We start from the raw sequence: 25,137 nt of genomic DNA, 5'->3' as shown, positions 1-25,137 counted from the left end.
TTCCTCAAAACATTCGCATCGGCTAGCGGGCGCAGCCCGAGATCGTCAGCCCGAAGCTTGCTTCATTGATTGCGTAGTCCATCATGTTGCTGTCGTGCACAGTCGAGGGAAACACACGCCAGTTCGCGAACGACGGCGACTTGATCTTCACGCGCAGCAGCCGGGCGTCCGCGCCGACATGCACCGCATACAGCACCGTCCCGCGCGGCGATTCCGACCATCCGAGCCCCTCGGTGTTCGCGGCGGGCACGCATGCGGCCGATAACGGGCCTTGCGGCAAACCCTCGGCGATGGCTTTGTCAACGAGCGCGATACTCGCGCGCAGTTCCGCGATGCGAACCCGCATCCGCGCGGCGGCGTCCCCTTCCTGCGCCACGGCCACCTCCGGTTGCAGCGCGCGATACGCCGCGTACGGGTGGTCCCGCCGCAGATCGCGGTCCACGCCCGAGGCCCGCTCGACCGGGCCCGTCGCGCCCTGGTCGAAGGCAAGCTGCTGGCTCAACGGCGCCGTGGAGATCAAGCGATCGAGGTGACTCGTCGTTCTTTCGATCAGCCCGATGTATTCGTCGATCTGGGGCTTCAACACCGCGAGTCCTTCCTTGACTGCCTGAAGATCAAGCTCGCGCCGCACACCGCCGGGCCATACGAGGCTGCGCAGAAAGCGGCTGCCGCTCGCGCGGCCATTGATCTGTTTGGCCCGTTCTTCAAGCAGTTTTCCCTGAGCTTCGCCAACCTTCAGGGTGGTCGTGTGGCACAGGTGCCCCAGGTAATGCAGATGGTTGTAGATGCGTTCGAGTTCCGCGGCGAGGAGCCGGGTCCATTGCGCCCGCGCGGGTACTTCGCAGTCCGCAGCATCCTCGATGGCTTCCACGAATGCAATCGCATGCGCCACGCTGTCGATGCCCGCCACGCGTTCCGCAAGCAAGGTCGCGGAACCGGTGTCCATGCCTTCGAACTGCTTTTCCATGCCGCGGTGCTTGAGAAAGAGATTCGGGTGATAGTGCAGGATGCCTTCGCCAAGGTAGTAGAAAATGAACTGCGCGGACTCCAGCACGTCGGCGCGCACCGGCCCGAAGGGCAGCAATTGCACATGCTTGCCCGATACGGCCGGCAGCACCGGCGCGGGCAGCTTCGCCGCGATGCTGTCTCCCTGCGCGCTGGCGGGCTCCAGGGGACCGCGTTCGGCGCGCGGCAAGAACGCCGTGACCAGTCTCTCGGGTTCCGGGTGGCCCGAAAACTCGACACCGCTCATTTCCATGACTTCGCGCTCGTGCCAGCCAAGGAGCGGACTGATTGCAGCGAGGCTTGGCACGGCGCGCCCCTTCACCGGCACGCGCCAGCCCGTGAATTTCTCCCGGCCCGGCAACGTGGCGACGTATCGCAGTTCCGCGTCCGATCCGCTCGGGAACCACGCATACACGCCCTGAAAGCGCCCGCCCGCAGCGACCAGCGCCTGTGCGCGCGCCACAAGCTCGTCTATCGACAGCGTCTCGAACTCGCAGTTCGTCATCGCGCGCCTCCGGCCAGATCCGCCGCGACGATTCCGAAATAACGCCATAACTCCTGCGGCCACCAGATCCCGAGTACGAATACGGGCAGAAGCGCCATCCACATTGGCAGCGTCATCCACGGGCTGACCTCCACGCCGTTGGCGACGGATGCCACGGCGGTATCGGGAGTCCGCGTATCGAAGTACATGGCCCGGAAATGATTCAGGAATCCTATGAAAATGACGATGAGGAGCAGCAGCAGCACGATAACGGCCCATGCATTGGGCGTGGCGAACCCCGCGCGCATCAGCGCCAGTTCGCTCAGAAAGAGCCCGAAGGGCGGCGCGCCCGTAATGGCGAGCGCCCCTGCGATCCACAATGCGCCGGTCACCGGAAAGCGCGTCCACACGCCTCGTATGGCGTCCATGTCCTTCGTTCCATACACGCGCATCACGTTTCCCGCGCCGAAGAACATGAGCGACTTGTTCAGCGAGTGGTTGAGCATGTGATACAGCACCGCGGCAATGGCCAGCGAGCCCCCAAACCCAAAGCCGAGCGCGAGCACGCCCATATGCTCGACGCTCGAATACGCCATGAGCCGCTTGATGCCCTGCTGCCGCACGATGAAAAGCGCGGCGACGAACAGCGAGAACGCGCCGAACGCGACGAGAACCGTGCGCGGGAGCATCGATCCGCTCGCCGCATCCGTTATGGTCAGAAAACGCGCGACGCCGAGCATCGCCGTGTTCAGCAGCGCCCCCGAGAGCATGGCCGAGACGGGCGCCGGGCCTTCGCTATGGGCGTCCGGCAACCATGTGTGCATGGGCGCGAGACCCGCTTTGGTGCCGTAACCGACCAGCACCAGAAGAAAAGCCATCTGCGTGAGCGCGGGGCTCATGCGGGGCGCCGCGCGGCGCAAGGCATCCCACGTCATGTCGTAGGTCGGACCGAGAACGAGACTGCCGGCCCAGTAAAACAGCACCGTCCCGAGCAGGGCGAGGCTGATGCCCGCCGACACCACGATGATGTATTTCCACGCCGCCTCGATAGCTTCCTGCCCGCGCTCGAAACCGACCAGAAACGTGCTCACCAGCGTAGTCAGTTCGATGGCGATCCAGTAGACGCCGATGTTGTTCATCAACGGCCCGCAGATCATCGTCGCGGCAAACAACGCAAACAGTGCGTAAAAGCCGGGCAAGCGCCCTTCCTCCTCCTTGAGCAGCCGCATGTAGCCGACCGCGTAGACGGAGGCGAGGAAATAGACGACGCAGGTACAAACGAGCGTCCACGCGCCGAGGCCGTCGAAGAGAACATAACCGTTGATGAACGTCCTCGATCCGTCGACATGGACGACGAGCCACAACGACGCAACGAGGCACACGAGCGCGGCCGCGAGGTTGGCGTACTCGGCCATTCTGCCGTGCTGGCTCACGCCGGCGAGCACGGCGGCCAGCACCGGTGCGAGGACGACAATCGCGAGCCAGGCTTCGATCATGATCACCCCACCAGACGCCTGAGTTCATGGCTGCTCGTGCTGCCCACGTGCGCGACCAGATAGCGCACAAGCACGCCGAAGCTCACCACGATGACGAGAAGATCGAACAGGAGAACGAGTTCGATGAGCAGCGGCATGCCCGGAACCAGAATCTGCGAGCCGAGAAAAATGCCGTTTTCAAGGACCAGCAGGCCAAGCACCTGGCTGATCGCTTCCTGCCGCACGGCGAGCATCAGAAAGCCGATGAGTTTCATCGAAAGCATCACCGTCAACGCGAGCACGACCACCGTGCCGCCCAGCCCCAGCGAATTGCCCAGGTGACTGGAAACCACGAAAGCAAAGAGCACGAGCAATGCGCCGAGCACGAGGCTCGAACTCGGCTGCAACGTGACGTGCAATTCGCGCTCGACGGACAGCCGCGCGATGATCCGCCAGATCAGGTACGGCAGCACGAGCCCGCGAAAAAACGCCGTGAGCACGGCCACCAGATAGAGTTCGTGGAAGTTGCCGAAATAGCCCACCGCGCCGGAAAGGATCGCGATCAACCATGACTCCGCCATGAACGCGAGCAGATAGTCCTTGAGCCAGCGCGAACCGAGCATGACGAACGCCAGCAGCAGACTGCCGATCGCGAGCAGACTGAACAGGGAAGCCGCAAGTGGATTCAGATGGGCAAGTAGCATGGCGTCACCGCAACTGGTTTGCCGCGATGGCGAGCACCGCGAGCATGAACGAGGCCGCGAGCGGTTCCTGATAGCGGAAAAAGCGCAGGCGCGACTGCGCCGTTTCGACCAGCACGATCACCACCGCGACGACGAGCATCCGGGCGAACAGCCCCGCTGCCGCGCCGATTGCGCCGATCGCCGTACCATGCTGCGAAAGCCCCCACGGCAACGTGAGCACGTTGCAGAAGATCGTGAAAAGAATGAACTGCTTCATCATCGACGCCCACTTCAGGAGTGCCAGGAGTGGGCCGGAGTATTCGAGAATGCGCGCCTCCTCGATCATGTAGACCTCGATATGCGTGCTCGAATGAATCGGCAGGCGGTCCGTTTCCACGAGCAGCAACACGAAGAAAGCGAACACGAGAAAGAGGTGCGCCGGGCTCCAGTAAACGGCGGGCTGCTGGACGAGCAGGTGATTCACCACGAACGGCAGCATCGACTTGGCGAGCAAGGTAATGCCAACGAGCACGAGAATCAACGTTGGCTCAGCCAGTATGCCGAGCATGACGGAACGGCTCGAACCGATTCCGCCATAGGCGCTGCCCGAGTCGAGTCCCGCCAGAACAATGGCGAAAGAACCCAGCGTGAGAATGAGGCCGCCGCCCAGTATGTCGCCCATGTCGGAGAGCGGCAGCGGAAAATCGGTGAGCACCGGAATCAGGATCGGCACCGTCATCATGCAGGTGAACGCCACGACCGGGGCGCACCAGAAGATCCACGACGCCGTTTCGGGCACAACGATCTGCTTGAGGAAAAGTTTGCGCAGGTCGCGATAGGGCTGGAAGATGCCGGGCCCGCGCCCGCGCTGGATGCGCTCCTCCCATTGCAGGATCACGCCCTGCAGCAGCGGCGAGAGGGCGAGCACGGTCACCACCTGGGCGATCTGGAGCAGGACGTCGCGCGCGCTCATGGCCGTGCTCCTGCACATGCAGGGGAGCCAGGGTCAACGCAACGGGGGATTTGCCATGAACGCTCGCTGGTGCATCCCATGTTTTTCGCTTTTTTGTGGCATTGAAATGCCCGGGATGCTCGTGAATGCGAGCCGGCCAAAAATACCTGCCGGCCCCGGCTGCCGGGGACTTGGCAGGCATCATTAGCCGCGTGGAGGCGACGCGGCGGTTAAGGGAGGATGCCATCTCCGCAAACAACAGTATCGAGTATAGGAGACACATCGATACATGCAAGCCCGCAGCCTTCTTCTAGTGCGGCCGCCGATGGAAGAGAGAAAAATGCTTCCCCGCGCCCTCGTGCCCTTCATCGCCGAGCACGCCGAACTCCACGGGCGAACGGGTATAAAACACATGCACGTGTTCGGTTTTCACGGCGTCGAGCATCCGGTCCGCTTCTTCTTCCGTCACGGCGAGGATGACCTGGACCGGTTGATCGGTGAGCCGAAGCATGTGCGCGGCATGATGCGCGCCCGCATGCCCCGTTCCCTCCGCGCAGTTGATGACCGTCGCGCCGTGAATGCCGAGCTGTTTCGCCTCGTGGAGCAGCCAGTCCGTGACGGTATGGTGACCATGCCGGCGATTCTGTTCCGTATAGAAAGTGAGCTGGTAGCCGTTCATGTCTGCCTCCGTCAAACGACACCAGGATGCCGTCACGACGATGGCAGCCCCAGGGCCGAACGCCCTGCACAGAATTCTAGTGCATGACGGCGGGCGTCACGCATGCTGCAACGCCGCGAAAGCGCGGCCGCCGTTCAACGTCTGCGCTGGAACGCCGCCCGGCCTGCATATTGCGCGCGCTCGCCAAGCTGCGCCTCGATGGTCAGAAGCCTGTTGTACTTCGCGACGCGCTCGCCTCGCGCGGGCGCCCCGGCCTTGATCTGGCCGCAATTCAGCGCCACCGCCAGATCCGCAATGCTGGTGTCCTCCGTCTCCCCGGAGCGGTGCGCCACGAGGCACGAATAGCCCGCGGCAAGCGCCATGCGCGCGGTGTTCAGCGTCTCGGTGACCGTTCCGACCTGATTGGGCTTGATGACCACGCAGTTGCAGCAACCCTGGGCGATGCCTTTGACGAGGAACGGCCGGTTGCTCACGAACAGGTCGTCGCCGGCTATCTGCATCCGCTCGCCTAGTTCGCGCGTCAGTTGCGCGTAGCCGCCCCAGTCGCTGCATCTGAGCGGGTCCTCCACAGAAACCAGCGGGTACTGCTCGCCCCATTCCCGGCAAAGCCCCGCCATTTCCTCCGCGCGGAGATCGCGCCCCTCACGCGCCAGCCGGTATCGGCCATCGTGCCAGAGTCCGCTCGCGGCAAAGTCGATGGCGAGCGCGAGGTCTTCGCCAGGGCGATATCCGGCACGCTCGATTGCCTGCACCAGCAGATCGAGCGCCGCGCGATTGGACCGGAGCGCCGGCACAAAGCCGCCCTCATCGCCGACATTGACAGACGCGCGACGCTCCACGAGCAGGTCGCGCAGCGCATGGTAAGTTTCCACGCCGTATCGCAGCGCCTCCCGGAATGTCGGCGCGCCAACGGGCACCAGCATGAATTCCTGCAGGTCGGGGCCGCCTGTCCCATGACTGCCGCCGTCCAGTACCGTGAGCATGGGCGTTGGCAGAACCCGCGCCTCGTCCCCGCCGAGATACCGGAAAAGGGGGAGGCGGCAGGCCTGCGCGGCGGCACGCGCGCAAGCGAGAGACACGCCTAGCGTTGCATTGGCGCCCAGGCGCGACTTGAAATCCGTTCCATCGAGTTCGATCAGCACGGCGTCGATGCGCCACTGATCATCGGCGAGCAGGCCTGTCAGCGCGGGGCCGATCACCTCGTCGACGTGCTTGACGGCGTTCAGCACGCCTTTGCCGCCATACCGTTGCCGGTCGCCATCGCGCAACTCGACGGCTTCCGACTCCCCCGTCGAGGCGCCCGACGGCACCGTTGCGCTGGCGAGCGAGCCGTCGTCGAGAACGACGGTAACCTGCACGGTCGGATTGCCCCGCGAATCCAGGACCTCCTCTCCGATTACGCGGGCGATCGACGCGGACGTTGCCATCTCCTCGCTCCCCAGGCGCCGGCGATTCCCGTTTCCGGCGCGGCTAACGCCGGAATTGGCGAAATGCGGCGCGGCCGGCGTATTGCGCGTCGTCGCCGAGCATTCTCTCGATGGCGAGCAGCCGGTTGTACTTCGCCACCCTTTCCCCGCGCGCGGGGGCGCCGGACTTGATCTGACCGCAGCCCAGCGCAACCGCGAGATCGGCAATGCTCGTGTCTTCCGTTTCGCCGGACCGGTGCGAGACAAGGCAGGTGTATCCCGCGGAGAACGCGAGCTGCGCCGTATCCAGCGTTTCTGTCACGGTGCCGATCTGGTTGAGCTTGATGAGGATGCTGTTGCAGCAATGCTCGTCGATGCCTCGTTGCAGAAACTTCCGGTTCGTCACGAACAGGTCGTCGCCCACGATCTGCGCGCGGCTGCCCAATTCGCGCGTGAGCGCGGCGAACCCTTCCCAGTCGCTGTCCGCCAGCGGGTCTTCGAGCGATATCAGCGGGTAGCGGTCCACCCAGTCCGCCCAGTACGCGATCATCTCCGCGGACGTCAGCACCTTGTCGTCCCGGTTCAGATGATAGCGGCCGTCCTCGTAAAACGAGCTAGCCGCCGGATCGATACCGATCGCGATATCTTCCCCGGGCCGGTAGCCTGCGCGCTCTATCGCCCGCAGGATGAGTTCCACTGCAACCGCATTGGAGGACAGTTGGGGAACATAGCCGCCCTCGTCGCCCACATTCGTCGATGCGCCCTCTTCGGCAAGCACGGTCCCCAGCGCGTGATACGTTTCCGCGCCATAACGCAATGCCTCGCGAAACGTCGGCGCGCCGAGCGGCACTAGCTTGTACTCCTGAACATCGGGGCCGCGATGTCCGTGTTTGCCGCCATTGAGTACGTTGAACATCGGCACCGGCAGCACGTGGGCGTTCGTCCCTCCGAGATAGCGGAACAGCGGCAGGCCACTCTCCATGGCCCCAGCTTTCGCACAGGCAAGCGAGGCGCCGAGGATCGCGTTCGCGCCGAGCACTGCCTTCGTTTCGGAGCCATCCAGCTCGATGAGTTTGCCGTCAATGAGCCGCTGGTCGTCCGCCTTCATTCCCGTGAGCGCCCACGCGATTTCCTCGTTCACGTGCTGGACCGCGCGCAGCACGCCCTTGCCTCCATACCGCCCGGGGTCCTTATCCCGAAGCTCCACCGCTTCGAACTCGCCGGTCGAAGCCCCGGACGGCACCGCCGCACTGGCGGCGATACCGTTGGACAGCGTGACGGTGACCTCGACGGTCGGATTGCCGCGCGAATCGAGGATTTCGTCGGCCACTATCCGGTCAATCACTGCGCGTTCAATCACTGCGTGGTTGCTCATCGCGGCGCTCCTGTGGGCCCGGCGCTCAACGCCGGCGAACGGAAATCGGAAGAAGACAGAATCAGGGATGCGCGTCGTGAAACGCGGCGACGGCGCTGCGGATTGCCTGATACGCCGCGTCGACATCCGCCCATCCCTCGAACTGCACCCACTTGCCCGGTTCGAGCTTCTTGTAGTTCTCGAAGAAAAACTGGATCTGGTTCAGCATGTACTCGCCAACGCCATTCAGATCCGTGATGGTGCGGGTGGCCGGGCACACGCCGTCGGTGGGCACCGCAATCACCTTTTCGTCGGGCCCCGCCTGATCGGTCATATTCAGCAATCCTACCGGCCGGCAAGCAATCAGCGAGAGCCGCTCGAGCGGAAACGGCGCTATTACGATGATGTCCAGCGGATCGCCGTCGCGCGCAAGCGTTTGGGGGATGAAGCCATAATTGCCCGGATAGCGCATACCGGCGCTCATGATCCGGTCAACCCTCAGGAGTCCGAGGCTTTTATCCGCCTCGTATTTCACAGGTTCGCTCTGGGCCGGAATCTCGATGACGGCATTGACTTCCAGCGGAACGTTCTCGCCGGGTGGAATAGCGTTGAAATCCATTACTGGCCTCCCAGCGTTCCCAAGGTATCGTATTCGATAGGCGTGCGCGTATAGAAGAGGCGAAGGCCCCCGGCCCGCAACAAGGCCAGCATGGCATCGATCTTTTCGTCGTCGCCAATCAACGTAACTGCGACCGGTTGATCCGTCAGCTCGAAGAATCGGGCGGCGTGGTAGCGGCCTTTCGCGTCGATGCCTTCGGCCACCTCGACCACCGTCGCGCCGACAATGCCCGCCTGTTTGGCTTCATGGAGCAACCAGTCGACCACCGTCATGTGCTTCACGCGGTGACTCTGGTTTGCCGAGTACAAGGTGAGCTGGCTCCCTTTCATGAGCGCCTCCGCACAAACAAAAGGACCGTCATGTCAGGAAAAAATGAGCGCATGTGCGCACCACGCCTCGCCAGGCACGGAAAAGAAACAGATCGCATGAAGTACCAGATTCGTAGATTGAACAAATCCGGGCAGCAGAAAGGAGCGGGACGCTTTGACAATGCCCACGACCTCCTGACCCAGGGACCGTAGGCATCATTAGCCGGGCGACGCCGGCGGTTTGAGGAGGAATGCCATCTCCTTTCGGGCCAGTGTAACACGCATATTTCGCACCCGCTACTGCCTGCTCCGAAGCACTTTCGAAGCACACGCCGGTCCCGGAATCAGACTAATGCACACTGCGCCGCGCGCCGAAAAACCGGATTGCGCAGCTTCCCCGCATTGTCTAGAGTGGAAATATCGATTACGGAGATGGCATTCTCCGCCAAACCGCCGGTGCGACCGGCTAATGATGCCTGCAGCCGTCCGGACATCGGGCCGCGCTGTTGCGCAAGCGTCTCCCCATGCTTCAGGATGGTGCGGGCAAATCGCCAGGTTGCGCCGTGGCAGGGGCCCGATTTTCCGCGAGGCGCGCAAGGAGAGACGGATGATCGTCATCGACATCCCGGGGTTTCGCACCCTCACCCTCGAGCATCTTGTTCTCGACTTCAATGGAACGCTCGCCGTCGACGGACGTCTGCTCGACGGCGTCGAGTCGCGTCTTGCGGCGCTGGCCAATGAGCTGGATTTACACGTGGTAACGGGCAACACTTACGGCGATGCGCGTGAGCATCTGCGCGATTGTCCGGTGGAAGTCGTCTGCCTGTCCGCAACGGGCCAGGCGCTCGCCAAAAGCGACTATGTGCAACGCCTTGGGCCGGAGCGCGTGGCGGCAATCGGTAACGGGCGAAACGACGCGCTAATGCTCGAACAGGCCGCGCTTGGAATCGCCGTGCTCGGCACCGAAGGTCTCGCCGTTGACGCACTGAACGCCGCCGACGTCGTGGTTCGCCACGCGGTCGATGGCCTCGGGCTTCTGCTGCGCCCGAAACGGCTTGTCGCAACGCTGCGCAGTTAAGGATCGAGCGAGTGCTGAATGGCGTCGAGCTGCGCGCGAAGCGTCTGAATAAACGCCGCGTAGTCTTTCTCGAACGCGGGATCGAGCGGCCCGAAACCGGACAGGCGCGACGGCGACATTTCGTCAAGCGCAATCCCGACGAACTGAAGCGTGACAGAAAGTGCGTGCATCGCGTCGATGGGCGCGCCTTCCATGTCGATCTGCCACTTCGCCGCCGCGCGGTCGATCTCTTCGTCGAACTGTTCGAGAAAGCGCTGGACGTCGCGCTGCCTGCCGTCGTCGAGACGATGCACGTAGCAGGAATGCGCGCCGCTATTCGCCTGCACGCCACTCGTTTCGCGCACCTTTTCGAGCAGGTCCAGCAAACGCCAGAGATGTCCACGCAAAGCGCGCCTCGTGTTTTCGGATGGTGCCGCCATTTTTTCGCGCCTCCTTTCGCCTTGGCGATAGTGTAGGACAACGTAGCGGTCCGCACCGGCCATCCGTTGCCAACTCGCGGCTGCGTCACTAGAATGAAGTTGCGGGAGATGGCATACCTCCTCAAACCGCCGGCTTCGCCCGGCTGATGATGCCTACGGTTCCTGGTCAGGAGCTGTCGGGTCATCCCAATGCCCCTGTCCAGGTTTTGCTTTCTGTTTGGCTTACCGGACAGCGCATCGTGCCCGCTTCTTCCCCTTTCGCTTCGCACTCGCCATTGGCGTTGTCCGATGGCGAGGTCGATTTTCTATGGTGGTTTATCCAGGGCAGCATCATGGATGCGGACGTGAGAGCGCGCCTCCATGCCCATTGGGGAATGTGCGCGCGGCACGCCCTCGCCTTTTTCTGCGTCGAGGCGGCCTTTCGCCCGCATCTGATCCATGGCAGCACCATTCTGTACAACGAACTGATGCAGCGCGCGGCGCATCTGCTGGCCGGTCACGGCGTGTACAGCCTGGCGCCGCCGGCAATGGTGCGACACCGGCTGCGTCTTTTCGGACCGTGCCATATGTGCAGCCTGGGCTACGGCCCCGAATCGTCCGGGAACGCTCCGCCGGAGCGCCTGGCGCAAGGACGGGATCTCGCGAATGCGCGTGCATTCGCGGCTGAGAACAGCGAAGGATGGCTGCCCTACGTCTGCGGTCGATGCGCGGGAAACGACGGCGACGTCCTTTGCCGCCATCATCTGATCGAAGCAATGGAGCACGATGCATCGACCGCGCTTCAGCACCACGGCGCGGCCGTTTCCCGCATTGCCGGGCACCTCGCGCGCTTCGAGCACGCCTTTCGCTGGGACAGCCGCGGCACGGACGCAGCCGAGGATCGGGGCGCACTCCTCGCGGCCATCGGTTGGTGCGCCGGCTGGAGCGAGATCCTGCAAACGTTCCCTGCCCATTGAACAAAGAGCCCGCCATGCAGCGACGCGACACTCACGGCTTTCCTCCCGCATACGCCAGGCGCGTGGGAGATGTTTTCGTTCGCATTGACGCGAGCCTCGCCGATGCGCTGCACTACCTCGATCCTGTCATGCAGCGTTCGCCCTTCGCCTCCCGCATCGCCGATGCGATTCCGGTCCAGCACCGCATGGTGCTCAGCGAGCTGGAACTGATCCGCAAGGCCATGCAGACGATCACCGCCCGCCACGATATTTCGTTGCCCGCGCCACGCGCCAGTTCCATTGAGTCTTGCAGGCTTCGTATCAGCGAAGCGATGCTTGCACTCTCCGAACTCGATCCGCGCGCCACGAATGAAATCCGCGCGCGGACCGACTACTTGTTGACAGAGGATCAGGAAGAGGACGCCTGCCGGCTCGTCGGTCATTTAATGGCGTTGCTCGATGGGCTGGAAAATTCACTCTCGCGGGACCTCCACACGAAGTCAAGCGCCGATGCGACGGCCGCCGATCAGCCGGCTCAATCGCTCGCAAGCGAACTCGAACGGATTACCGCCGCGCACGGGCTTGGCGAACTTCACTGCCGCAGCGTGGACTTCGTGCGACATCTGGCGTCGCCGGATATCGTTGTCGGCCTCTTCGGCGCCATCAGCGCGGGAAAATCGTCGCTGTTTAACAGCCTGATCGGCAACGCGCTATTGCCCGTCGCCGCGCTGCCGACAACCGCCGTACCCGTCGAGATACGCTATGGAAAAGCGGAGCGCGGTATCGTCGAATTCGCTGCTTCGAAAACCGAACTGATCGACCACGCCCGCATAGCCGAATTTGTCGACGAGCATTCGAACCCTCGAAATTGCCGCGGCGTGACGCGGATTACGTTTGAAACCCCCGCGGCACTCCTTTCCGATGGCATGACTATCATCGACACGCCTGGCATCAACTGGGAAGAATGGGACAACGCGCAGGGAGGCGTCACTGCCGCGCCGTGGTGCGATATCGCAGTCGTGCTCATCTCGGCCGCGGCTCCTCTCACCCTTCATGAGGCCACGCTCGTGCGCCAGCTTTCCGGCCGTGGCGCGCGCGTGGTCGTGCTCGTTACGAAGGTCGATCTTGTCGGCGCGGAGGACCGTTGGCGCATCTACGAACACGTCGTGCGCGGAATCTGGCAAAGCACGCAACTCGAAGTGCCGGTCTACCTGGTCAGCACACGCGAAGAAGACCCGCCGTGGCGACGCGCGTGGATCGATGGTCCCTTTGCCGAGGCCGTGGCGCAGTGCCGGTCGCAGCAAGCCGAAATACGCCAGCGCCAACTCGCGACACTGCGCCGCGACGTACTCGACGCGCTCCAGACCCGCCTGATGTTGCGCGCGCCCGCCACCGGTACGAAAGCGCAAGTCGATGAAGCACTGCGAGCCCTTGCCGCAAGCCGCGACGCCGTTCATGCCGCGATCCGTTCACGTGCGGACGCCGCGAAATCAATCGACAGGATAACGAATCGTCTCATCGACGAAATTGCCCACAACGCCGCCGCACTATGGTCCGAAACTCACGATCTCGCGTTCGATGCAACGCGGCTACTCGAACTCGCAACGAATGCGCGCGCGTTGTCGTTTTCCGGTGCGGCCACGCGAACGGTCGAAACGCATCATGCCAGCGCTCGCATTGCGCTGCGCGGTCTTGCCGATGCCTTGGGGCTACCCGGCGTGGTCCCCGCGCTTCCGGTGTCTTTCATCGCTCCGGCGTTCGTGCTTCAGGATGAATTGCCGATGACATTGCTGCCGGGATCATGGGGGCGAGTTTTCGGGCGCCTGGGGTTCTATTTCGGCGCGCGCGTTACGTTGCGCTCAAGTCCATCCGTGCAGATCGCGACCCGGTCGCTCGACCTTTACCTGCAATTGCTCGAAACGTGGAAACAACGAAGCCTGACCTCGCTGGCTCAGGCACTCACCGAACACCTGGAGCGATTCGAACGCGCCCGCGATCAGGGGGACGAACGGAATTCGCAGAACATACAGCGCCTGAGCGACGATATAGCGATTCTTGGCGCGGCGGAACACAACGACCTGTCAGGGCAATGAAGGGGCAATGAAGGGGCAATAAAGCGGCGCGTCAAGACTCGTCGACCCCGGACAACGTGCCCTCCGATTTGACGCTGTCGTCCGGCGTGCCTTGCTCCGCACCGAATATCTCCTGGTAAAGGTCCTGGCCGAAGCTTGTTTGCAACGGTTCGGCCTCCACCAGCCTGAACGTGCGCACACCGTCGTCAAGGCGTTCAGCACGGAGAAACGTCCCCGCGTGAGACGCGTCGTCGTATAAGCCCTTAGCCAGCGTAAATAGATGCGTCACGAGAAACACCTTTACGTGATGGGCAAGCAGTGCATCCACAATTTGCCGGCCAATGTCCGATCCTTCCCGCTCGTTGGTCGACGCGAACGACTCGTTCGAAAGGAACAGCCCGTTTTCCTCCAGATGATCGACCACTTCGCTCATGCGTTTCAGTTCCTCGTCGAACTTTCCGCCGTGCATCGTGGCGTCCTCTTCGCGCTTGTAATGCGTGAAAATCGCCTGCGCCACATTGGCCTCGAATTCCGCGGCGCCCACGAACATCCCGGCCTGTAGCAGCATCTGGGCGATGCCGATGCTGCGCAGAAACGTCGACTTGCCGCCCTGGTTCGCGCCGGTCACGACGACGAGGTCTTTACCGGTCGCATCGACGTCGTTCGCAACGGGCGGCTGCTCCATACGCAACGCGAGGCTCACGTCATAGAGCGTTTGAAAGCGATGCCGCCGCTCGCCGGCTGGATGCGGCACGGGAAAGCACACCGGCATTGCGCGTTGCGAAAGGTCGTTACGGAGGTTGAGGCAACCAAGATAAAAGCCGAGTTCCGCACGGAGCATGAAGAAAAAACTCTTGATGTGGTCGGCCGATTGCGCCAGCGCGTTCGCGACGTGATTGACGCCCCTCGCCTCCAGTTCCGACACTGCGCGCGCGCCGTTTTCATCCCTCTCCGCAATATGGAAAGTGCGGGACGGCGGCCCTTTTGCCAGCAGGCGCTTGAAAAGATTCGGGTCCTTTTCGTGCGGCTTGCGCAGCACGTAGTGTTCGCCCTTGTTTCCGCGCCCGGGACGCGCGCTGATAAGCACGCCGCTGCTGAACTTGAGTTCCTTCAGGCACCGCGTAATGGTCACGAAATAGTCGTCCGTCAACTCCTCCTTCACCATCGCGTAGAAGCGCCGGAATCCGGCAGACTCGAACTGTCCCACGTTGTCGTCGGCGACGCGGCGAAGCTTACCCAGCACATCGAGCATCGCCTGAATCAGATCCCGCGCACTGTGCAGCACACTGCTTGCCGATGCCGAAAGCGCCCAGTAAAACGTCTTCCGTTCGACTTCGAGCGCCTCGACCGCAATGGCGTAAAGCTGCCGGACCGTTTCTTCGTGCTCCACACAGTCCCTGAGCACAGCCTGCCGGTAAAGGATGGCGTCGAGGTCGCTGAGACTCACCGGGAGCACCTTTTTGACCGTGTCGAACAAATACTCGTCGCCCGCGGACATCGCCTTGTAGAGCGTATTCAGTTCGAGGTCCTGATTGAGCGTTCGCTCGTTCCAGAATTCGTCGCGGCCCCAGGGGAAATCACTGGCTTCATGGAGTAGATAGGCTTTCATGATGCCAGGCGCTCCCTGATACGTTCATAAGTGAGACCGTATTGTTCGGCTACGGAGAGCGCGTACGCGCGGCCGTCGGCCGGACGCCTGCGCACACGAAACGTGCGGACCGAAGGCCGGCCCGGATCGATCTCGCTCACCATGCTCACCGTCTGCGGACCCAGCCGCGCCAGTTCCTCGATAAACGTCACGCAGACGCAGAGCGCATCTCGCTCCATGATTTCGCCGATGATTTGCCGGCAGAGAAACAGTGCGTCCGCGAGTGTCGTCGAACTGAAAATCTCGTTCATCAGGATGATGCTGCTGGCAGTGGATGCCTTCAGGATGCCGTGCATGCGCATGAGGTCATCCTGAAGCTTGCCGCGCAGATCCAGCGTGTTTTCCTCGCGCTCGAAGTGCGCAAAAAGGCGATCGTAGAGAAAAAGATGCGAGTCGCGTCCCGGAACGGGCAACCCCAGCTTCGCGAGAAAATGCAGTTGACCAAAGGTTCGCGCAAACGTGGTTTTGCCTCCATTGTTGGGACCGGAAACCACGAATATTCGTTCGGGTCCCTCAAGATAGAGATCGTTGCAAACAACCGCCGTTTTATCCGCGCAGAGCTTGTGGGCCAGCACCAGATCGAATGTCTCGTTGCAGCGAATCGCCTTCGATTCGCTCGATACCGCCGGATAGCTGAACTTCAACCCCGCGTCGCGACACGACTGGATGTAATGGCGGTACGCGATATAGAACTCGATCTCACGGTCGAAGTTGCCAATCGTCGGATCGAGGAAATCCGCATGGTTCTCGCAGAACGCTTCGAGCAGGAGAAAGGGTTGAGGATCGAGTTCGGCAACACAGTCCAGAATTTGCGCCTCTACGTGGTTCATCTCGGGCCAGTCTTTTTGCGCCACGCGATGATCCTTGGCTTCGCCCTGCTTGAAGCGCTCGAAGAGATGGAGAACATAGGTGCTGTAGTCCTCCTCGTCGTGATAATTGAGAACCGTGACGGCGCTTCCGTGCAGATGAATGCTGTATCGCACGCCCGCCAGCGCCGCCCGTGTCTCGTCGATATCGCGCGACAGGTTCGAAAAGGCTTCGGAGTCCACGTATCCCTTGAGCCATAGACTGAACGCCGTCAATCCGCGCGACGATGGGCCCGCGTCCGCCAGTTCGCTGGAAAACGCCAGCACACCCTGGCAGTAACGCGAAGCGGCTTCGAGGAACCACCATTGTTTTTGGCGCTTGTAGTAAAGCTTCTGGACGTCCCCGAGGCAGTCGCGCATTTTTCGCACCACGAGCGCGAACGACTGTACGGCACGCAGTGCGTCCGGGCCGTCGAGGTCCCGCATTACCTCGTGCCGGTACGTGACGGCGCTTTCGCCATTCAGTTCGATGCGGAAAAACGGCGTGAGTTTGTATTCGTCGAGCCCGCGCGTGACTTCGCTTACGAACTGATCGAGATTCAGGTCGCCGAAGAAGTCAGGTTCGTCGACATCGCCGGGAGGCGGGCCGTCTTCGGGCTTTTCAAAAAGGATGCTATGGAATTGCATCGATACCCCTCGCTACCGCGCGCGGGCGCAATTAGCGCGCACGAAACCCTTCGGCTAAATCAGGTAGCCGAAAAGGGCGATCACGATCCGGGACGCGCCGCAGCGCAGTACAGACACGGAGGGACTAACGCGGTTCCCGCGCATGCCCACAGCACCTGTTCCCAGGCCTGTAGGCATCATTAGCCCCCGTTGGGGCGGTTATAAGGAGGAATGCCATCTCCTTTTTGCAGTCTACGCCGACGACATCGGGCTTACAAGGACCGACCTTGTGGCGAGTACGGACCCGCAAGTTCCGCGCCCACGCCAGGGCGCCGTGAAACCCTGCTACTCGTACCAACGGAATACCACCCCCGCTTCGCGTGTTTTCACCTACGAACACCTCGTGGAAAAATAATCAGGAGTGGAAATGCCTAACTGGAAAGATCTCGGCGAGCTAGATATCGGAAAAATTCTCCCTCCCGGATACACGCAGGCCGTGCTTTCGAGGAACGACATTCCGCGCCTGTGCGCCGCAATCGAACGATGGCATCCGGACATCGAAGTCGGTATCGGATCGAAGTTTCTGCAACCCCGCTTTTACGAGCAGCAGGTCGGGCTCAAAGGCGAACCCGAACGCGACACCATCGCCTACTGCGGAACATACGCGGGCGAGATCGTTTCGATTCTCGTGCTAACACGCAACACGCAAAGTCTCACGCTCTTCGGCGACTTTGGCGCGGTCGCACCAGAGCATCGCCGCGCGGGGGTGGCCGCGTTCGGCGGCTTCATGCTCGACGCCCAGGCGAAAGCGATGGGCTTCGTGATGTCCCATACCCTCGCCACGATGAAAACGCCCGCGATGCAAAGAATGCTCGAACGCGCGGGCTTTCTCCCAATCGGCATCGTGCCTGCGTCCGATCGCGAGAAAGCCGCCGACGGCGCCGTTTTTAGCGTCAGCGAAGTGCTCTACGCCAAGGTCCACCGCGAGCACGCATCGATATTGCCCGTTGCGCAGGAAAACATGACCGATGCCGTCGCGCGTCTGTGGAAGGCAATGCTGCCGGCGCCAATCAACTGACTCCGGCGTGGTCACCGGTGGTGGTATTTCGAATCGACTTCGTTAATCGCCGCGACATTGCCCGCGCTTCGGCCGTTTTCGTCGAACGTGTTTTCCAGAAAAGCATCGGCAATCGCCTTGGCCACTTCCGGGCCGATCACCCGCGACCCCATCGTAATGATCTGCGCATTGTTCGAAAGCGCCGCGCGCTCCGCCGAATAGGTGTCGTGGCACAACGCGGCCCGAATGCCGGGCACCTTGTTCGCGGATATGCTGACACCGATGCCGGTGCCGCAAACGAGGATCGCGCGGTCGTATTCGCCGCTGATCACGCCGGTCGCCACACGGTCCGAAAGATTGGCATAAAACTCATTCGGATCCGCTTCGTTGGTCGACACTTCAAACACTTCGAAGCGATCCTTCAAATAGTCGGCCAGCACGCGTGCCAATCCGACCCCGGCGCTGTCGCCTCCAATGGCCACTTTCATGGCGATCTCCTTGAGAATAGGCGTTTGCAAAACCCGCGTCGTGGTCAGAGGACCGCACCGACGCGCTTCAATATGTCCAGATAACCGCCGGCATTCCACGCGGAACGGCCGATAAACAGCCCGTCGATATTCGGGCAGGCAGTGAGTTCCGCGCAGTTGTCCGGGTTGACCGAGCCGCCGTAAAGGCACGGAATGCGGCGGCCGAGAATCGTCTGCGCAACCTGGCTGATTTCCGCCTGTCGCGCATCGGCGTATTCGGGGCTCGCGGGAACGCCGTGTTCGCCGATCGCCCACACCGGCTCGTACGCGAGCAGAATCGGCGCGGCGCGCTGCTGCGGGCCCAGTTTCGCCAATGCGCCGCGCACTTCGGCGGCGAGGACCTCGGCGGCGCGGCCGCTTTCCTTGTCGGCCAGCGTTTCGCCAATGCAGATCAATGGCGTCAGTCCATGGCGTACGGCCGCCTCGACCTTGAGGCCGACCGTCTCGTCGGTCTCGCCAAAATGCTCGCGCCGTTCGGAATGGCCGAGTTCGACCAGATCCATTCCGCAATCCACCAGCATCGGCGCGGAAATTTCGCCGGTCCACGCGCCGTGCTCGGCCCAGTGCATGTTTTGCGCCCCCACCTTGATGTCGGTCTCCGCAAGAATGGATTTAACTTCCCGAATCGCGGTGAAAGGCGGAATCACAAAGCACTGAATTCGCGGATCGTCAGGACTGGAAAGCATACGTTCGGCAAACGCAATGGCGTCCGCCAGCGTCTTGTTCATTTTCCAGCTTGTGCCAACCCAAAACAGGGAATCGGTCATGGTGAACTTGTGGTGCGGTGAACTTACGTTTTTGCGGCACATGTCGTGGGACGCACTGCGCGCCGGAGCCAACGGGATGATTCGAACCGTCAGTCCCGCGCGCGAATGCGTCCGCCAGTCAAATCACTTCGAAAGCACGAACGGCGCGGTATATTTCGAAGCATTCGCCTTGGTGATCAGTTCGCAGTCAAAAAGCTGCTTCTCGCTCGATGCGCCCGTCTTGCCGGTTTTCAGGAACTGGTCGGCTTCCTGCACCGCCTTGGCGGAAAACACGGCAACCGGTTGCAGCACCGTGTACTGCAATTCGCCGGCCTTGACCGCATCGACCGCCGCCGGCGAGCCGTCGAAACCGCCCACCTTCACGCTCTTGAGCTTGCCCGACTGCTTGAGCGCCGCAATTGCGCCGAGCGCCATTTCATCGTTGCCGCTGATAATGCCGATCACATCGGGATGCGCCTGCATCAGGCTCTGCGTGGCATTGAAGCCTTGCGTGCGGTCCCAGTTCGCCACTTGCGAGCCCACCATCTTCAGATCGGGATACTGGCTCAACACGGATTTGTAGCCGTTCGAGCGCGTCGCGGCGTTGTTGTCGGACGGCGCGCCGAGCAGTTCGACGTAATTGCCCTTCGAGCCCACGTCCTTGACCCATTGCTGGGCGCCCAGCGCGGCGCCTTGCGCGTTGTTCGAAACCAGTTGCGCCTTGGCGAGGCCCGTCTGGTTGATTTCCGCGTTGACGAGGAACACCGGAATATTCGCAGCCAGCGCTTTCTTCACCGCGCCCACCGAGCCGCTGGCGTTAGCCGGGTCGAGAATGATCGCCACCGACTTGTTGGTGATGGCGGTATCGATCTGCTGGCTCTCGGTGTTCGTGTCGCCCTTCGAAGCGGAAACATTCGCGGTGTAGCCGAGCTTTTTCGCTTCGGCCGAGGCGATATTGCCTTCCGCGAGCCAGTACGGATTCGCGGGATCGTTGACGATGATGCTGATGAGGCCGCCGGCCGCATGAGCCTGTCCGGCGAACAAGGGCGCGGCCAGGGCGACGGCAGCAAGGATCGTGGTCTTTGTCTTCGTGTTCATGAGAGGTCTCTTTCTGGTGGGTGATAACGTGGGCTTCAATACACTTCCCGCTTGCCGGTCGTACTGCCTATGCCTTGCCGCCGCTTTGCGGAGAAGCCAGTTGTCCGCCCGTCGGCGCGGGGCGCTTGACGCGGCGGCGATATTGAATGGCGTTCAGCAGCACCGCGAGGACGATGACCGCGCCGGTGAATACGGTTTGCCAATATGACGAAATGCCGATGATCACGAGGCCGTCGGACAAAAAGCCGATGACGAATGCGCCGAGCAGCGTGCCGCGGATATTGCCGGTGCCGCCCATCAGCGAAGCGCCGCCGATCACCACTGCCGCGATCGCCGTCAGTTCGTAGCTCGTGCCCGCCGTCGGACCGGCGGAGGTGAGTTGCGACGAGAGAATCAGCCCGGCAATCGCCGCGCAAATGCCCGAAAGCATGTACACGCTGATTTGCACGTGTTTTACGGGTACGCCCGAGAGTTCCGCCGCGCGGGAATTTCCGCCCGAAGCGTAAAGCCAGCGGCCGAATGCCGAGCGGTTGAGCGTGATGCTGCAGAGCACCGCGATCACGGCGAGAATCAGCACGCCAACGGGCACGTTGAAGAGCCGGTCGAAGCCCAGCCAGTCGAAGCCCGTGTTGCCGAGATCGGCCTGTCCGCCCAGGTTGTTATAGGTCAGACCATTGGTCATCAGCAGTGCGAAGCCACGCACCACGTACATCACGCCGAGCGTGGCGACGAAGGCCGGCACCCTGAAGCGCGCGATGAGAACGCCGTTGACGAGGCCGATGAACGCGCCGAGCGCGCAGCACAGCACCACCACCACCCAAACGGACGGATACAGCACCACGCCGAACATCTTCAGCGTCACGCCCTGCATGAAGAAGCCCGCAACGACGCCGGAAAGCCCGAGCGTCGAGCCGACCGACAAATCGATCCCCCCGTTGATGATCACGAGCAGCATGCCGATCGCAAGGATTCCGTAAATGGCCACGTGCGAAGCCATGGTCAGGAAATTTTCTAGTGCGAAATAATTGGGGGAAAGGAAGGAAAAGATGATGACGATGGCGATCAGCGCGAAAAACGCGCGTCCTTCGAGCAGGATCTTGCCAAGGTCGAACCCTTCCGCGCCGAAGCGGTGGGATCTCTGTGTTTTGGCGGCGTGGCTCATGTTGAATGTCTCCTGGCGTTGCTACGATCAGACGACGACGGCTTCGCCCGAGGCGGCCATGATGTCGTCCTTGTTGGCGTCCGGGCCGAATTCGGCGGATATCTTGCCGCGCCGCATCACGATGATGCGATGCGCGACGCTCAGACACTCCCCCACTTCCGAAGTCGAATACACGACGGCCAGCCCGCGCTTCGCGTTCTCCGCGAGCAGGCGAAACACTTCCGCTTTCGCGCCGATGTCGATGCCGCGGCTGGGTTCGTCGAGCAAAACGACTTTCGGCCCGGTTGCGAGCATCTTGCCGATCACCACCTTTTGCTGGTTGCCGCCGGATAGCGAGCGGATCGACGCACCCGCGCCCGCGGTCTTCACATGCACGTTGCGAATCGATTCGCCGACGAGATCGCGCTCGGCGGCAGTCGACATCAGCAGTCCCTTCACGAACGCGCGGATGCTCGCGAGCGAGAGGTTCGAGCCCACGCTCATGGTCGGCACGAGGCCATCGCGCTGCCGGTCCTCCGGCACCAGCGCGAGGCCCTTCGCAATGCGTTCCGCGATGCTCAGCGACGCCATGTCCTCGCCTTCGAGCAGCACCTTGCCGCCCGTCACGGGAAGACGCGTGCGCCCCGCCACCGCCTCGAGCAGTTCCGTGCGGCCCGCGCCCATCAAACCGTAAATGCAGACGATCTCGCCCGCGCGCACCTTGAGCGATAGATGATCGACCACCGAGGCGCCCGTACCGCCTTCGTCGGCCACGCTGAGGTCGTCGATGTCCAGCGCGGTTTCGCCGAACGCGTAACCCGTGGGCGGCGAACCGAGATCGAAGTTCTCGCCCACCATGTTGCGCACGATCCAGCCGAGGTCGATGTCCTTGCGCTCGGCCGTCGCGGTGATTTTTCCGTCGCGCAACACCACGGCGTAATCCGTGACCTGCAACGCTTCCTCGAGATGGTGCGAGATGTAGACAATGGAAACGCCGCGGCTCGTCAGGTCGCGAATCACCTTGAAGAGCACCTCGACTTCGGAAGCGCTCAGCGCCGAAGTGGGCTCGTCCATGATGAGAATGCGCGAATCGACCGAGAGAGCGCGCGCGATCTCCACCACCTGCTGCTGACCGAGGCGCAGGTCGTGAATCAGCGTCGTCGGTTCGATCTCTTCCTCCAGGTCGACCATCAGCGCGCGCGTCTGGCGCGCTTCTTCGGCAAAGTCCACGCCGGTCGGCGTGCGCAATTCGCGGCCCATGAAGATGTTGTCGCGCACACTCAGATTCGGCGCGAGGCTCAGTTCCTGGTGAATGATCGAGATGCCGTGATCGCGCGCGTCGCTCGACGAAGTAAAGGCCACGCGCTCGCCGTCGAGTTCGATTTCGCCGGACGTCGGTTTTTCCACGCCGGAGAGGATCTTCATCAACGTCGATTTGCCCGCGCCGTTTTCGCCGAACAGCGTCGTGACCTTGCCGCGATGGATCTCGAAGTTCACGCCCTTCAGGGCATGCACGCCGCCATACGACTTCACGATGTTGCGCGCCGAAAGCAGTACGCTGCCCTTCGCCGCGGACGGCGCCGTAGTTGCAGTTGCGGTGCTCATTTGACGTCCAGCTTCACAGGAGTAACGAGCCAGCCATTCGGATTGATTAGCTGGAACACGCCGACGACGGAGACGGTCTTGCCGGTCAGCTTCGTCGTGTCGATTTTCGACAGGACCTCTTTCTTCATTTCCGCATTGATCGCATAGCCGGCGTTCTGATAGTCGATCTGGTTCGTGAACTGACCGAAGCTGATGTCGCCGGTGTCGTCGCGCAGATCGGTGCCGTTGATCGCCGGCCCCGTCTGCACGCGGACAATGAGCGAATCGGGCAAGCCGGGCACTTTCACTTCGTACACGCCCGAATCCTGCTTGCCCGCCACGCCGGTGAACTTCACCGACATCTCGGGACCGACACCGCCGCCCGCCATGCCGTACTGCTTGCCCGCCGCATCCGGGTCCTTCGCGATGGCCGCGGCCAGCGTGGCGGCATCGACCGCGCGCTTTTCGATCGCCGCCTGCGTCTTCGGGAACTGCTTCTTCCCGTAGGCGGCCGGCTCGAATTCCTTGGTCTGCGAATCGGCGTCGGAGCCGATCTTCACGACCTTCGTGCTCAACGCCATCGCAACCAGCAGGATCACCAGCAACACGATCTCGATCGCCATGCGAACGCCGCGCCGGGCGTGACCCTTCGATGAAGCAACCGTATTCATTAGCTCACCTCCCTTTTGCCTGCGCGACGGCGTTGCTGGCCGTCTGCCCATTCAGTCCGCGTCATGTTTCCTCCAGTTCTCCGCGATCACGTTGAGCACCATCGCGGCCGACGCCGCGCCCGGATCGACGTGTCCAATGCTGCGTTCGCCAAGACGCGACGACCGCCCCTTGGTCGCGACCATCGCGATCGTGGACTCGGCGCCCGCCGTGGCCGCCTCGCGCGTACGCGTCATGATTTCGCGCACCCGCAGGCCGTCCGCCATGCCTTGTTCGACGGCTGCGGCAGCGGGCGCCCAGACATCGACCATGGTTTTCTCGCCGACTTCGGCGCGTCCGCGCGAGCGGATGCCTTCCGCCATGGCGACGATCAGGCCCGGCGCCTCGTTCAGCGGCAATGCCTGGCGCGCGCCGGCGACCTTCGCCGCGCGCATCAATGCGGTGGCGTAAAGCGGCCCCGACGAAGCGCCGACCGCATTCAAAAAGCCCTTTGCCGCCGCGTTCAACTGATCCGCGAGGGTGGCCTGCGCGGGCAGCGCCTCGATCGCCTGCGAGGCGGCCATGAAGCCTTGCTCCATTGCGATGCCGTGATCCGCGTCGCCGATCACGCCGTCCAGGCGGCAAAGCTCGTCGCGCGCTTGCGCGATGGTGCTCGCGAGTTCGCGAAAGAGGCTTGCCACGTCGGCGGTGGTCAGTACGCGTGTCATGCGGCCCTCTGCTGAAACATCGCGCATTCGCACGGGTGATCGACGAGGCGCTGGAGTTCGTCGTCCAGATGCATCACGGTGATCGACGCGCCCGCCATTTCGAGCGACGTGCAAAGCGGTCCGACCAGCGTGCGATGCGCCACGAGCCCGGCGTCCTTGAGCCGCTGCGACACGCGCCGGTTGAGGATGTACAGTTCCATGAGCGGCGTGGAGCCGAGCGAGTTCACGAGCACGGCGACGCGATCGCCTTTCGCGGCATTCATCTCGGCAAGAATCGCGTCCATGATTTCGTCGGCGACGGCGTCGGCCGGACGCAGTGCTTCGCGGCGCATGCCCGGCTCGCCGTGTATGCCCATGCCGATTTCCATCTCGCCCGGCGCGATCTCGAAGTTGGGGCGGCGCGTTTGCGGCAGCGAGCACGGCGCGAGCGCGACGCCCAGCGTGTAGGTGCGCGAGTTCGCATGGCGCGCCACGCGCTCCACTTCGTCGAGCGGCATCATCAGGTCGGCGGCCGCGCCCGCCGCCTTGAAGATAAACACGTTGCCCGCCACGCCGCGCCGCGTTTCGCGCTTCTCGCGCGGCGCCGACGCGATGTCGTCGGTCGTGAGCACCGTGCGCGCCTCGACGCCTTCGAGTTCGAGCATCTCGGTGGCCATGTCGAAGTTCATTACGTCGCCCGCGTAGTTGCCGTACATGAACAGCACGCCCGCGCCGCCATGCGCGGCCAGCGCGGCATCCACGGCCGGTTGCGGCGGCGGCGAAGCGAAGACGTTGCCGATCACGGCCGCATCGGCAAGCCCTTTGCCGACGAAACCCACAAACGTCGGCTCGTGCCCCGACCCGCCGCCGATCACGAGCGCCACCTTGCCGTCGCGCGGTCCGTTGCGCGCAATGATCGCGCGCGGCGCGCCGTCGTTGCGCGTGAGCAGATCGCCGTGGGCGGCCATGATGCCTTCGAGCATTTCGTCGACGGCGGCGTCGCCTTCGTTGATCAGCTTCTGTGTCCTTGTGCCGTGCAT

General features: G+C 62.6%; 24 protein-coding genes and 5 riboswitches. Of the genes, 4 read left to right on the top strand and 20 right to left on the bottom strand.

Going from position 1 to position 25,137, the window contains the following annotated elements; genetic code table 11:
• Positions 1–22 precede the first annotated feature (22 nt).
• The 9 genes from U5768_RS01640 to U5768_RS01600 form a co-directional block, all read right to left on the bottom strand.
• A complete protein-coding gene (locus tag U5768_RS01640) occupies positions 23–1,510 on the bottom strand; it encodes a nickel-dependent hydrogenase large subunit (protein ID WP_322028634.1) in 1,488 nt (495 codons plus the stop codon).
• Positions 1,507–2,985 (bottom strand): hydrogenase 4 subunit F, encoded by a 1,479-nt coding sequence (locus U5768_RS01635; protein ID WP_322028633.1) that lies wholly within the window; start codon positions 2,983–2,985, stop codon positions 1,507–1,509. The genes U5768_RS01640 and U5768_RS01635 overlap by 4 nt, the downstream gene beginning before the upstream one ends.
• Positions 2,986–2,987: 2 nt before the next feature.
• Entirely contained in the window at positions 2,988–3,668 is a 681-nt protein-coding gene (locus tag U5768_RS01630) for a hydrogenase (RefSeq protein ID WP_322028632.1), read from the bottom strand.
• A 4-nt stretch (positions 3,669–3,672) separates the two neighbouring features.
• Positions 3,673–4,620: a respiratory chain complex I subunit 1 family protein gene (locus tag U5768_RS01625; RefSeq protein ID WP_322028631.1), complete on the bottom strand. Its 948-nt coding sequence runs from the start codon at positions 4,618–4,620 to the stop codon at positions 3,673–3,675.
• Positions 4,621–4,787: 167 nt separating this feature from the next.
• Positions 4,788–4,859, bottom strand: a riboswitch (Fluoride riboswitch).
• Between the two features lie 50 nt (positions 4,860–4,909).
• Positions 4,910–5,278, bottom strand: a complete 369-nt coding sequence (locus U5768_RS01620; protein WP_322028630.1) for a DUF190 domain-containing protein — start codon at positions 5,276–5,278, stop codon at positions 4,910–4,912.
• Positions 5,279–5,412: 134 nt separating this feature from the next.
• Complete coding sequence (eno, locus tag U5768_RS01615; RefSeq protein ID WP_322028629.1) at positions 5,413–6,705, bottom strand: phosphopyruvate hydratase; 1,293 nt, start codon at positions 6,703–6,705, stop codon at positions 5,413–5,415.
• A 43-nt stretch (positions 6,706–6,748) separates the two neighbouring features.
• The gene (gene eno, locus U5768_RS01610) at positions 6,749–8,059 is read right to left on the bottom strand and encodes a phosphopyruvate hydratase (protein WP_322028990.1); all 1,311 of its coding nucleotides are present in this window, start codon (positions 8,057–8,059) and stop codon (positions 6,749–6,751) included.
• A 61-nt stretch (positions 8,060–8,120) separates the two neighbouring features.
• Positions 8,121–8,657, bottom strand: coding sequence for an inorganic diphosphatase (ppa, locus tag U5768_RS01605; RefSeq protein WP_322028628.1), 537 nt, complete (start codon positions 8,655–8,657; stop codon positions 8,121–8,123).
• Positions 8,657–8,986: a DUF190 domain-containing protein gene (locus U5768_RS01600; RefSeq protein ID WP_322028627.1), complete on the bottom strand. Its 330-nt coding sequence runs from the start codon at positions 8,984–8,986 to the stop codon at positions 8,657–8,659. The genes ppa and U5768_RS01600 overlap by 1 nt, the downstream gene beginning before the upstream one ends.
• Positions 8,987–9,168: 182 nt before the next feature.
• A riboswitch (Fluoride riboswitch) is annotated at positions 9,169–9,236 on the bottom strand.
• Between the two features lie 148 nt (positions 9,237–9,384).
• A riboswitch (Fluoride riboswitch) is annotated at positions 9,385–9,451 on the top strand.
• Positions 9,452–9,572: 121 nt separating this feature from the next.
• On the opposite strand from U5768_RS01600, the gene U5768_RS01595 reads away from it, so the two are divergent.
• Entirely contained in the window at positions 9,573–10,043 is a 471-nt protein-coding gene (locus tag U5768_RS01595; RefSeq protein WP_322028626.1) for a hypothetical protein, read from the top strand.
• On the opposite strand, the gene U5768_RS01590 is transcribed toward U5768_RS01595, so the two are convergent.
• A complete protein-coding gene (locus U5768_RS01590; RefSeq protein ID WP_322028625.1) occupies positions 10,040–10,429 on the bottom strand; it encodes a hypothetical protein in 390 nt (129 codons plus the stop codon). The two genes, U5768_RS01595 and U5768_RS01590, sit on opposite strands and share 4 nt — an antisense overlap.
• 128 nt (positions 10,430–10,557) lie before the next feature.
• A riboswitch (Fluoride riboswitch) is annotated at positions 10,558–10,625 on the top strand.
• Between U5768_RS01590 and U5768_RS01585 the strand changes: the two genes are divergently transcribed.
• Positions 10,609–11,418 (top strand): hypothetical protein, encoded by an 810-nt coding sequence (locus U5768_RS01585; protein ID WP_322028624.1) that lies wholly within the window; start codon positions 10,609–10,611, stop codon positions 11,416–11,418. (Overlaps the previous riboswitch by 17 nt.)
• Positions 11,373–13,490, top strand: a complete 2,118-nt coding sequence (locus U5768_RS01580; RefSeq protein ID WP_322028989.1) for a dynamin family protein — start codon at positions 11,373–11,375, stop codon at positions 13,488–13,490. Before U5768_RS01585 ends, U5768_RS01580 begins: the two co-directional genes overlap by 46 nt.
• A gap of 31 nt (positions 13,491–13,521) precedes the next feature.
• Here the strand turns inward: U5768_RS01580 and U5768_RS01575 are convergent, their stop codons facing one another.
• Both U5768_RS01575 and U5768_RS01570 read right to left on the bottom strand, forming a co-directional pair.
• Entirely contained in the window at positions 13,522–15,078 is a 1,557-nt protein-coding gene (locus U5768_RS01575) for a MutS-related protein (protein ID WP_322028623.1), read from the bottom strand.
• The gene (locus tag U5768_RS01570) at positions 15,075–16,610 is read right to left on the bottom strand and encodes a MutS-related protein (protein ID WP_322028622.1); all 1,536 of its coding nucleotides are present in this window, start codon (positions 16,608–16,610) and stop codon (positions 15,075–15,077) included. The genes U5768_RS01575 and U5768_RS01570 overlap by 4 nt, the downstream gene beginning before the upstream one ends.
• 163 nt (positions 16,611–16,773) lie before the next feature.
• Positions 16,774–16,840: riboswitch (Fluoride riboswitch) on the bottom strand.
• Between the two features lie 176 nt (positions 16,841–17,016).
• On the opposite strand from U5768_RS01570, the gene U5768_RS01565 reads away from it, so the two are divergent.
• The gene (locus tag U5768_RS01565; RefSeq protein WP_322028621.1) at positions 17,017–17,667 is read left to right on the top strand and encodes a hypothetical protein; all 651 of its coding nucleotides are present in this window, start codon (positions 17,017–17,019) and stop codon (positions 17,665–17,667) included.
• An 11-nt stretch (positions 17,668–17,678) separates the two neighbouring features.
• On the opposite strand, the gene U5768_RS01560 is transcribed toward U5768_RS01565, so the two are convergent.
• The 8 genes from U5768_RS01560 to U5768_RS01525 all read right to left on the bottom strand — a co-directional run bounded on the left by U5768_RS01560 (position 17,679) and on the right by U5768_RS01525 (position 25,137).
• Complete coding sequence (locus U5768_RS01560; protein WP_415913839.1) at positions 17,679–18,134, bottom strand: RpiB/LacA/LacB family sugar-phosphate isomerase; 456 nt, start codon at positions 18,132–18,134, stop codon at positions 17,679–17,681.
• 44 nt (positions 18,135–18,178) lie between these two features.
• Entirely contained in the window at positions 18,179–18,982 is an 804-nt protein-coding gene (locus U5768_RS01555; RefSeq protein ID WP_322028619.1) for a triose-phosphate isomerase, read from the bottom strand.
• An 81-nt stretch (positions 18,983–19,063) separates the two neighbouring features.
• A complete protein-coding gene (locus tag U5768_RS01550) occupies positions 19,064–20,017 on the bottom strand; it encodes a D-ribose ABC transporter substrate-binding protein (RefSeq protein WP_322028618.1) in 954 nt (317 codons plus the stop codon).
• Positions 20,018–20,084: 67 nt separating this feature from the next.
• The gene (locus U5768_RS01545) at positions 20,085–21,179 is read right to left on the bottom strand and encodes an ABC transporter permease (protein WP_322028617.1); all 1,095 of its coding nucleotides are present in this window, start codon (positions 21,177–21,179) and stop codon (positions 20,085–20,087) included.
• Between the two features lie 27 nt (positions 21,180–21,206).
• Positions 21,207–22,763, bottom strand: coding sequence for a sugar ABC transporter ATP-binding protein (locus U5768_RS01540; RefSeq protein WP_322028616.1), 1,557 nt, complete (start codon positions 22,761–22,763; stop codon positions 21,207–21,209).
• Entirely contained in the window at positions 22,760–23,413 is a 654-nt protein-coding gene (locus U5768_RS01535) for a DUF2291 domain-containing protein (protein WP_322028615.1), read from the bottom strand. Before U5768_RS01535 ends, U5768_RS01540 begins: the two co-directional genes overlap by 4 nt.
• A gap of 51 nt (positions 23,414–23,464) precedes the next feature.
• Positions 23,465–24,118 (bottom strand): dihydroxyacetone kinase subunit DhaL, encoded by a 654-nt coding sequence (gene dhaL, locus U5768_RS01530; protein ID WP_322028614.1) that lies wholly within the window; start codon positions 24,116–24,118, stop codon positions 23,465–23,467.
• Positions 24,115–25,137 carry a dihydroxyacetone kinase subunit DhaK gene (locus U5768_RS01525; RefSeq protein ID WP_322028613.1) on the bottom strand — a complete coding sequence of 341 codons (1,023 nt, stop codon included), beginning with the start codon at positions 25,135–25,137 and terminating at the stop codon, positions 24,115–24,117. Before U5768_RS01525 ends, dhaL begins: the two co-directional genes overlap by 4 nt.

It is taken from the genome of Paraburkholderia sp. J76 (genome assembly GCF_905220295.1).
Lineage (GTDB): Bacteria > Pseudomonadota > Gammaproteobacteria > Burkholderiales > Burkholderiaceae > Paraburkholderia.
This window is presented reverse-complemented; position numbering and strand designations above follow the sequence as displayed.

Excerpts from the sequence above, each read along its gene's own strand:
- U5768_RS01545 (WP_322028617.1), bottom strand. The coding sequence starts at position 21,179 with ATGAGCCACGCCGCCAAAACACAGAGATCCCACCGCTTCGGCGCGGAA.
- U5768_RS01540 (WP_322028616.1), bottom strand. The coding sequence starts at position 22,763 with ATGAGCACCGCAACTGCAACTACGGCGCCGTCCGCGGCGAAGGGCAGC.
- U5768_RS01585 (WP_322028624.1), top strand. The coding sequence starts at position 10,609 with ATGATGCCTACGGTTCCTGGTCAGGAGCTGTCGGGTCATCCCAATGCC.
- dhaL (WP_322028614.1), bottom strand. The coding sequence starts at position 24,118 with ATGACACGCGTACTGACCACCGCCGACGTGGCAAGCCTCTTTCGCGAA.
- U5768_RS01550 (WP_322028618.1), bottom strand. The coding sequence starts at position 20,017 with ATGAACACGAAGACAAAGACCACGATCCTTGCTGCCGTCGCCCTGGCC.
- eno (WP_322028990.1), bottom strand. The coding sequence starts at position 8,059 with ATGAGCAACCACGCAGTGATTGAACGCGCAGTGATTGACCGGATAGTG.
- eno (WP_322028629.1), bottom strand. The coding sequence starts at position 6,705 with ATGGCAACGTCCGCGTCGATCGCCCGCGTAATCGGAGAGGAGGTCCTG.
- U5768_RS01575 (WP_322028623.1), bottom strand. The coding sequence starts at position 15,078 with ATGAAAGCCTATCTACTCCATGAAGCCAGTGATTTCCCCTGGGGCCGC.
- U5768_RS01555 (WP_322028619.1), bottom strand. The coding sequence starts at position 18,982 with ATGTGCCGCAAAAACGTAAGTTCACCGCACCACAAGTTCACCATGACC.
- U5768_RS01595 (WP_322028626.1), top strand. The coding sequence starts at position 9,573 with ATGATCGTCATCGACATCCCGGGGTTTCGCACCCTCACCCTCGAGCAT.
- U5768_RS01640 (WP_322028634.1), bottom strand. The coding sequence starts at position 1,510 with ATGACGAACTGCGAGTTCGAGACGCTGTCGATAGACGAGCTTGTGGCG.
- U5768_RS01565 (WP_322028621.1), top strand. The coding sequence starts at position 17,017 with ATGCCTAACTGGAAAGATCTCGGCGAGCTAGATATCGGAAAAATTCTC.
- U5768_RS01560 (WP_415913839.1), bottom strand. The coding sequence starts at position 18,134 with ATGAAAGTGGCCATTGGAGGCGACAGCGCCGGGGTCGGATTGGCACGC.
- U5768_RS01600 (WP_322028627.1), bottom strand. The coding sequence starts at position 8,986 with ATGAAAGGGAGCCAGCTCACCTTGTACTCGGCAAACCAGAGTCACCGC.
- ppa (WP_322028628.1), bottom strand. The coding sequence starts at position 8,657 with ATGGATTTCAACGCTATTCCACCCGGCGAGAACGTTCCGCTGGAAGTC.
- U5768_RS01570 (WP_322028622.1), bottom strand. The coding sequence starts at position 16,610 with ATGCAATTCCATAGCATCCTTTTTGAAAAGCCCGAAGACGGCCCGCCT.
- U5768_RS01620 (WP_322028630.1), bottom strand. The coding sequence starts at position 5,278 with ATGAACGGCTACCAGCTCACTTTCTATACGGAACAGAATCGCCGGCAT.
- U5768_RS01535 (WP_322028615.1), bottom strand. The coding sequence starts at position 23,413 with ATGAATACGGTTGCTTCATCGAAGGGTCACGCCCGGCGCGGCGTTCGC.
- U5768_RS01635 (WP_322028633.1), bottom strand. The coding sequence starts at position 2,985 with ATGATCGAAGCCTGGCTCGCGATTGTCGTCCTCGCACCGGTGCTGGCC.
- U5768_RS01625 (WP_322028631.1), bottom strand. The coding sequence starts at position 4,620 with ATGAGCGCGCGCGACGTCCTGCTCCAGATCGCCCAGGTGGTGACCGTG.
- U5768_RS01630 (WP_322028632.1), bottom strand. The coding sequence starts at position 3,668 with ATGCTACTTGCCCATCTGAATCCACTTGCGGCTTCCCTGTTCAGTCTG.
- U5768_RS01525 (WP_322028613.1), bottom strand. The coding sequence starts at position 25,137 with ATGCACGGCACAAGGACACAGAAGCTGATCAACGAAGGCGACGCCGCC.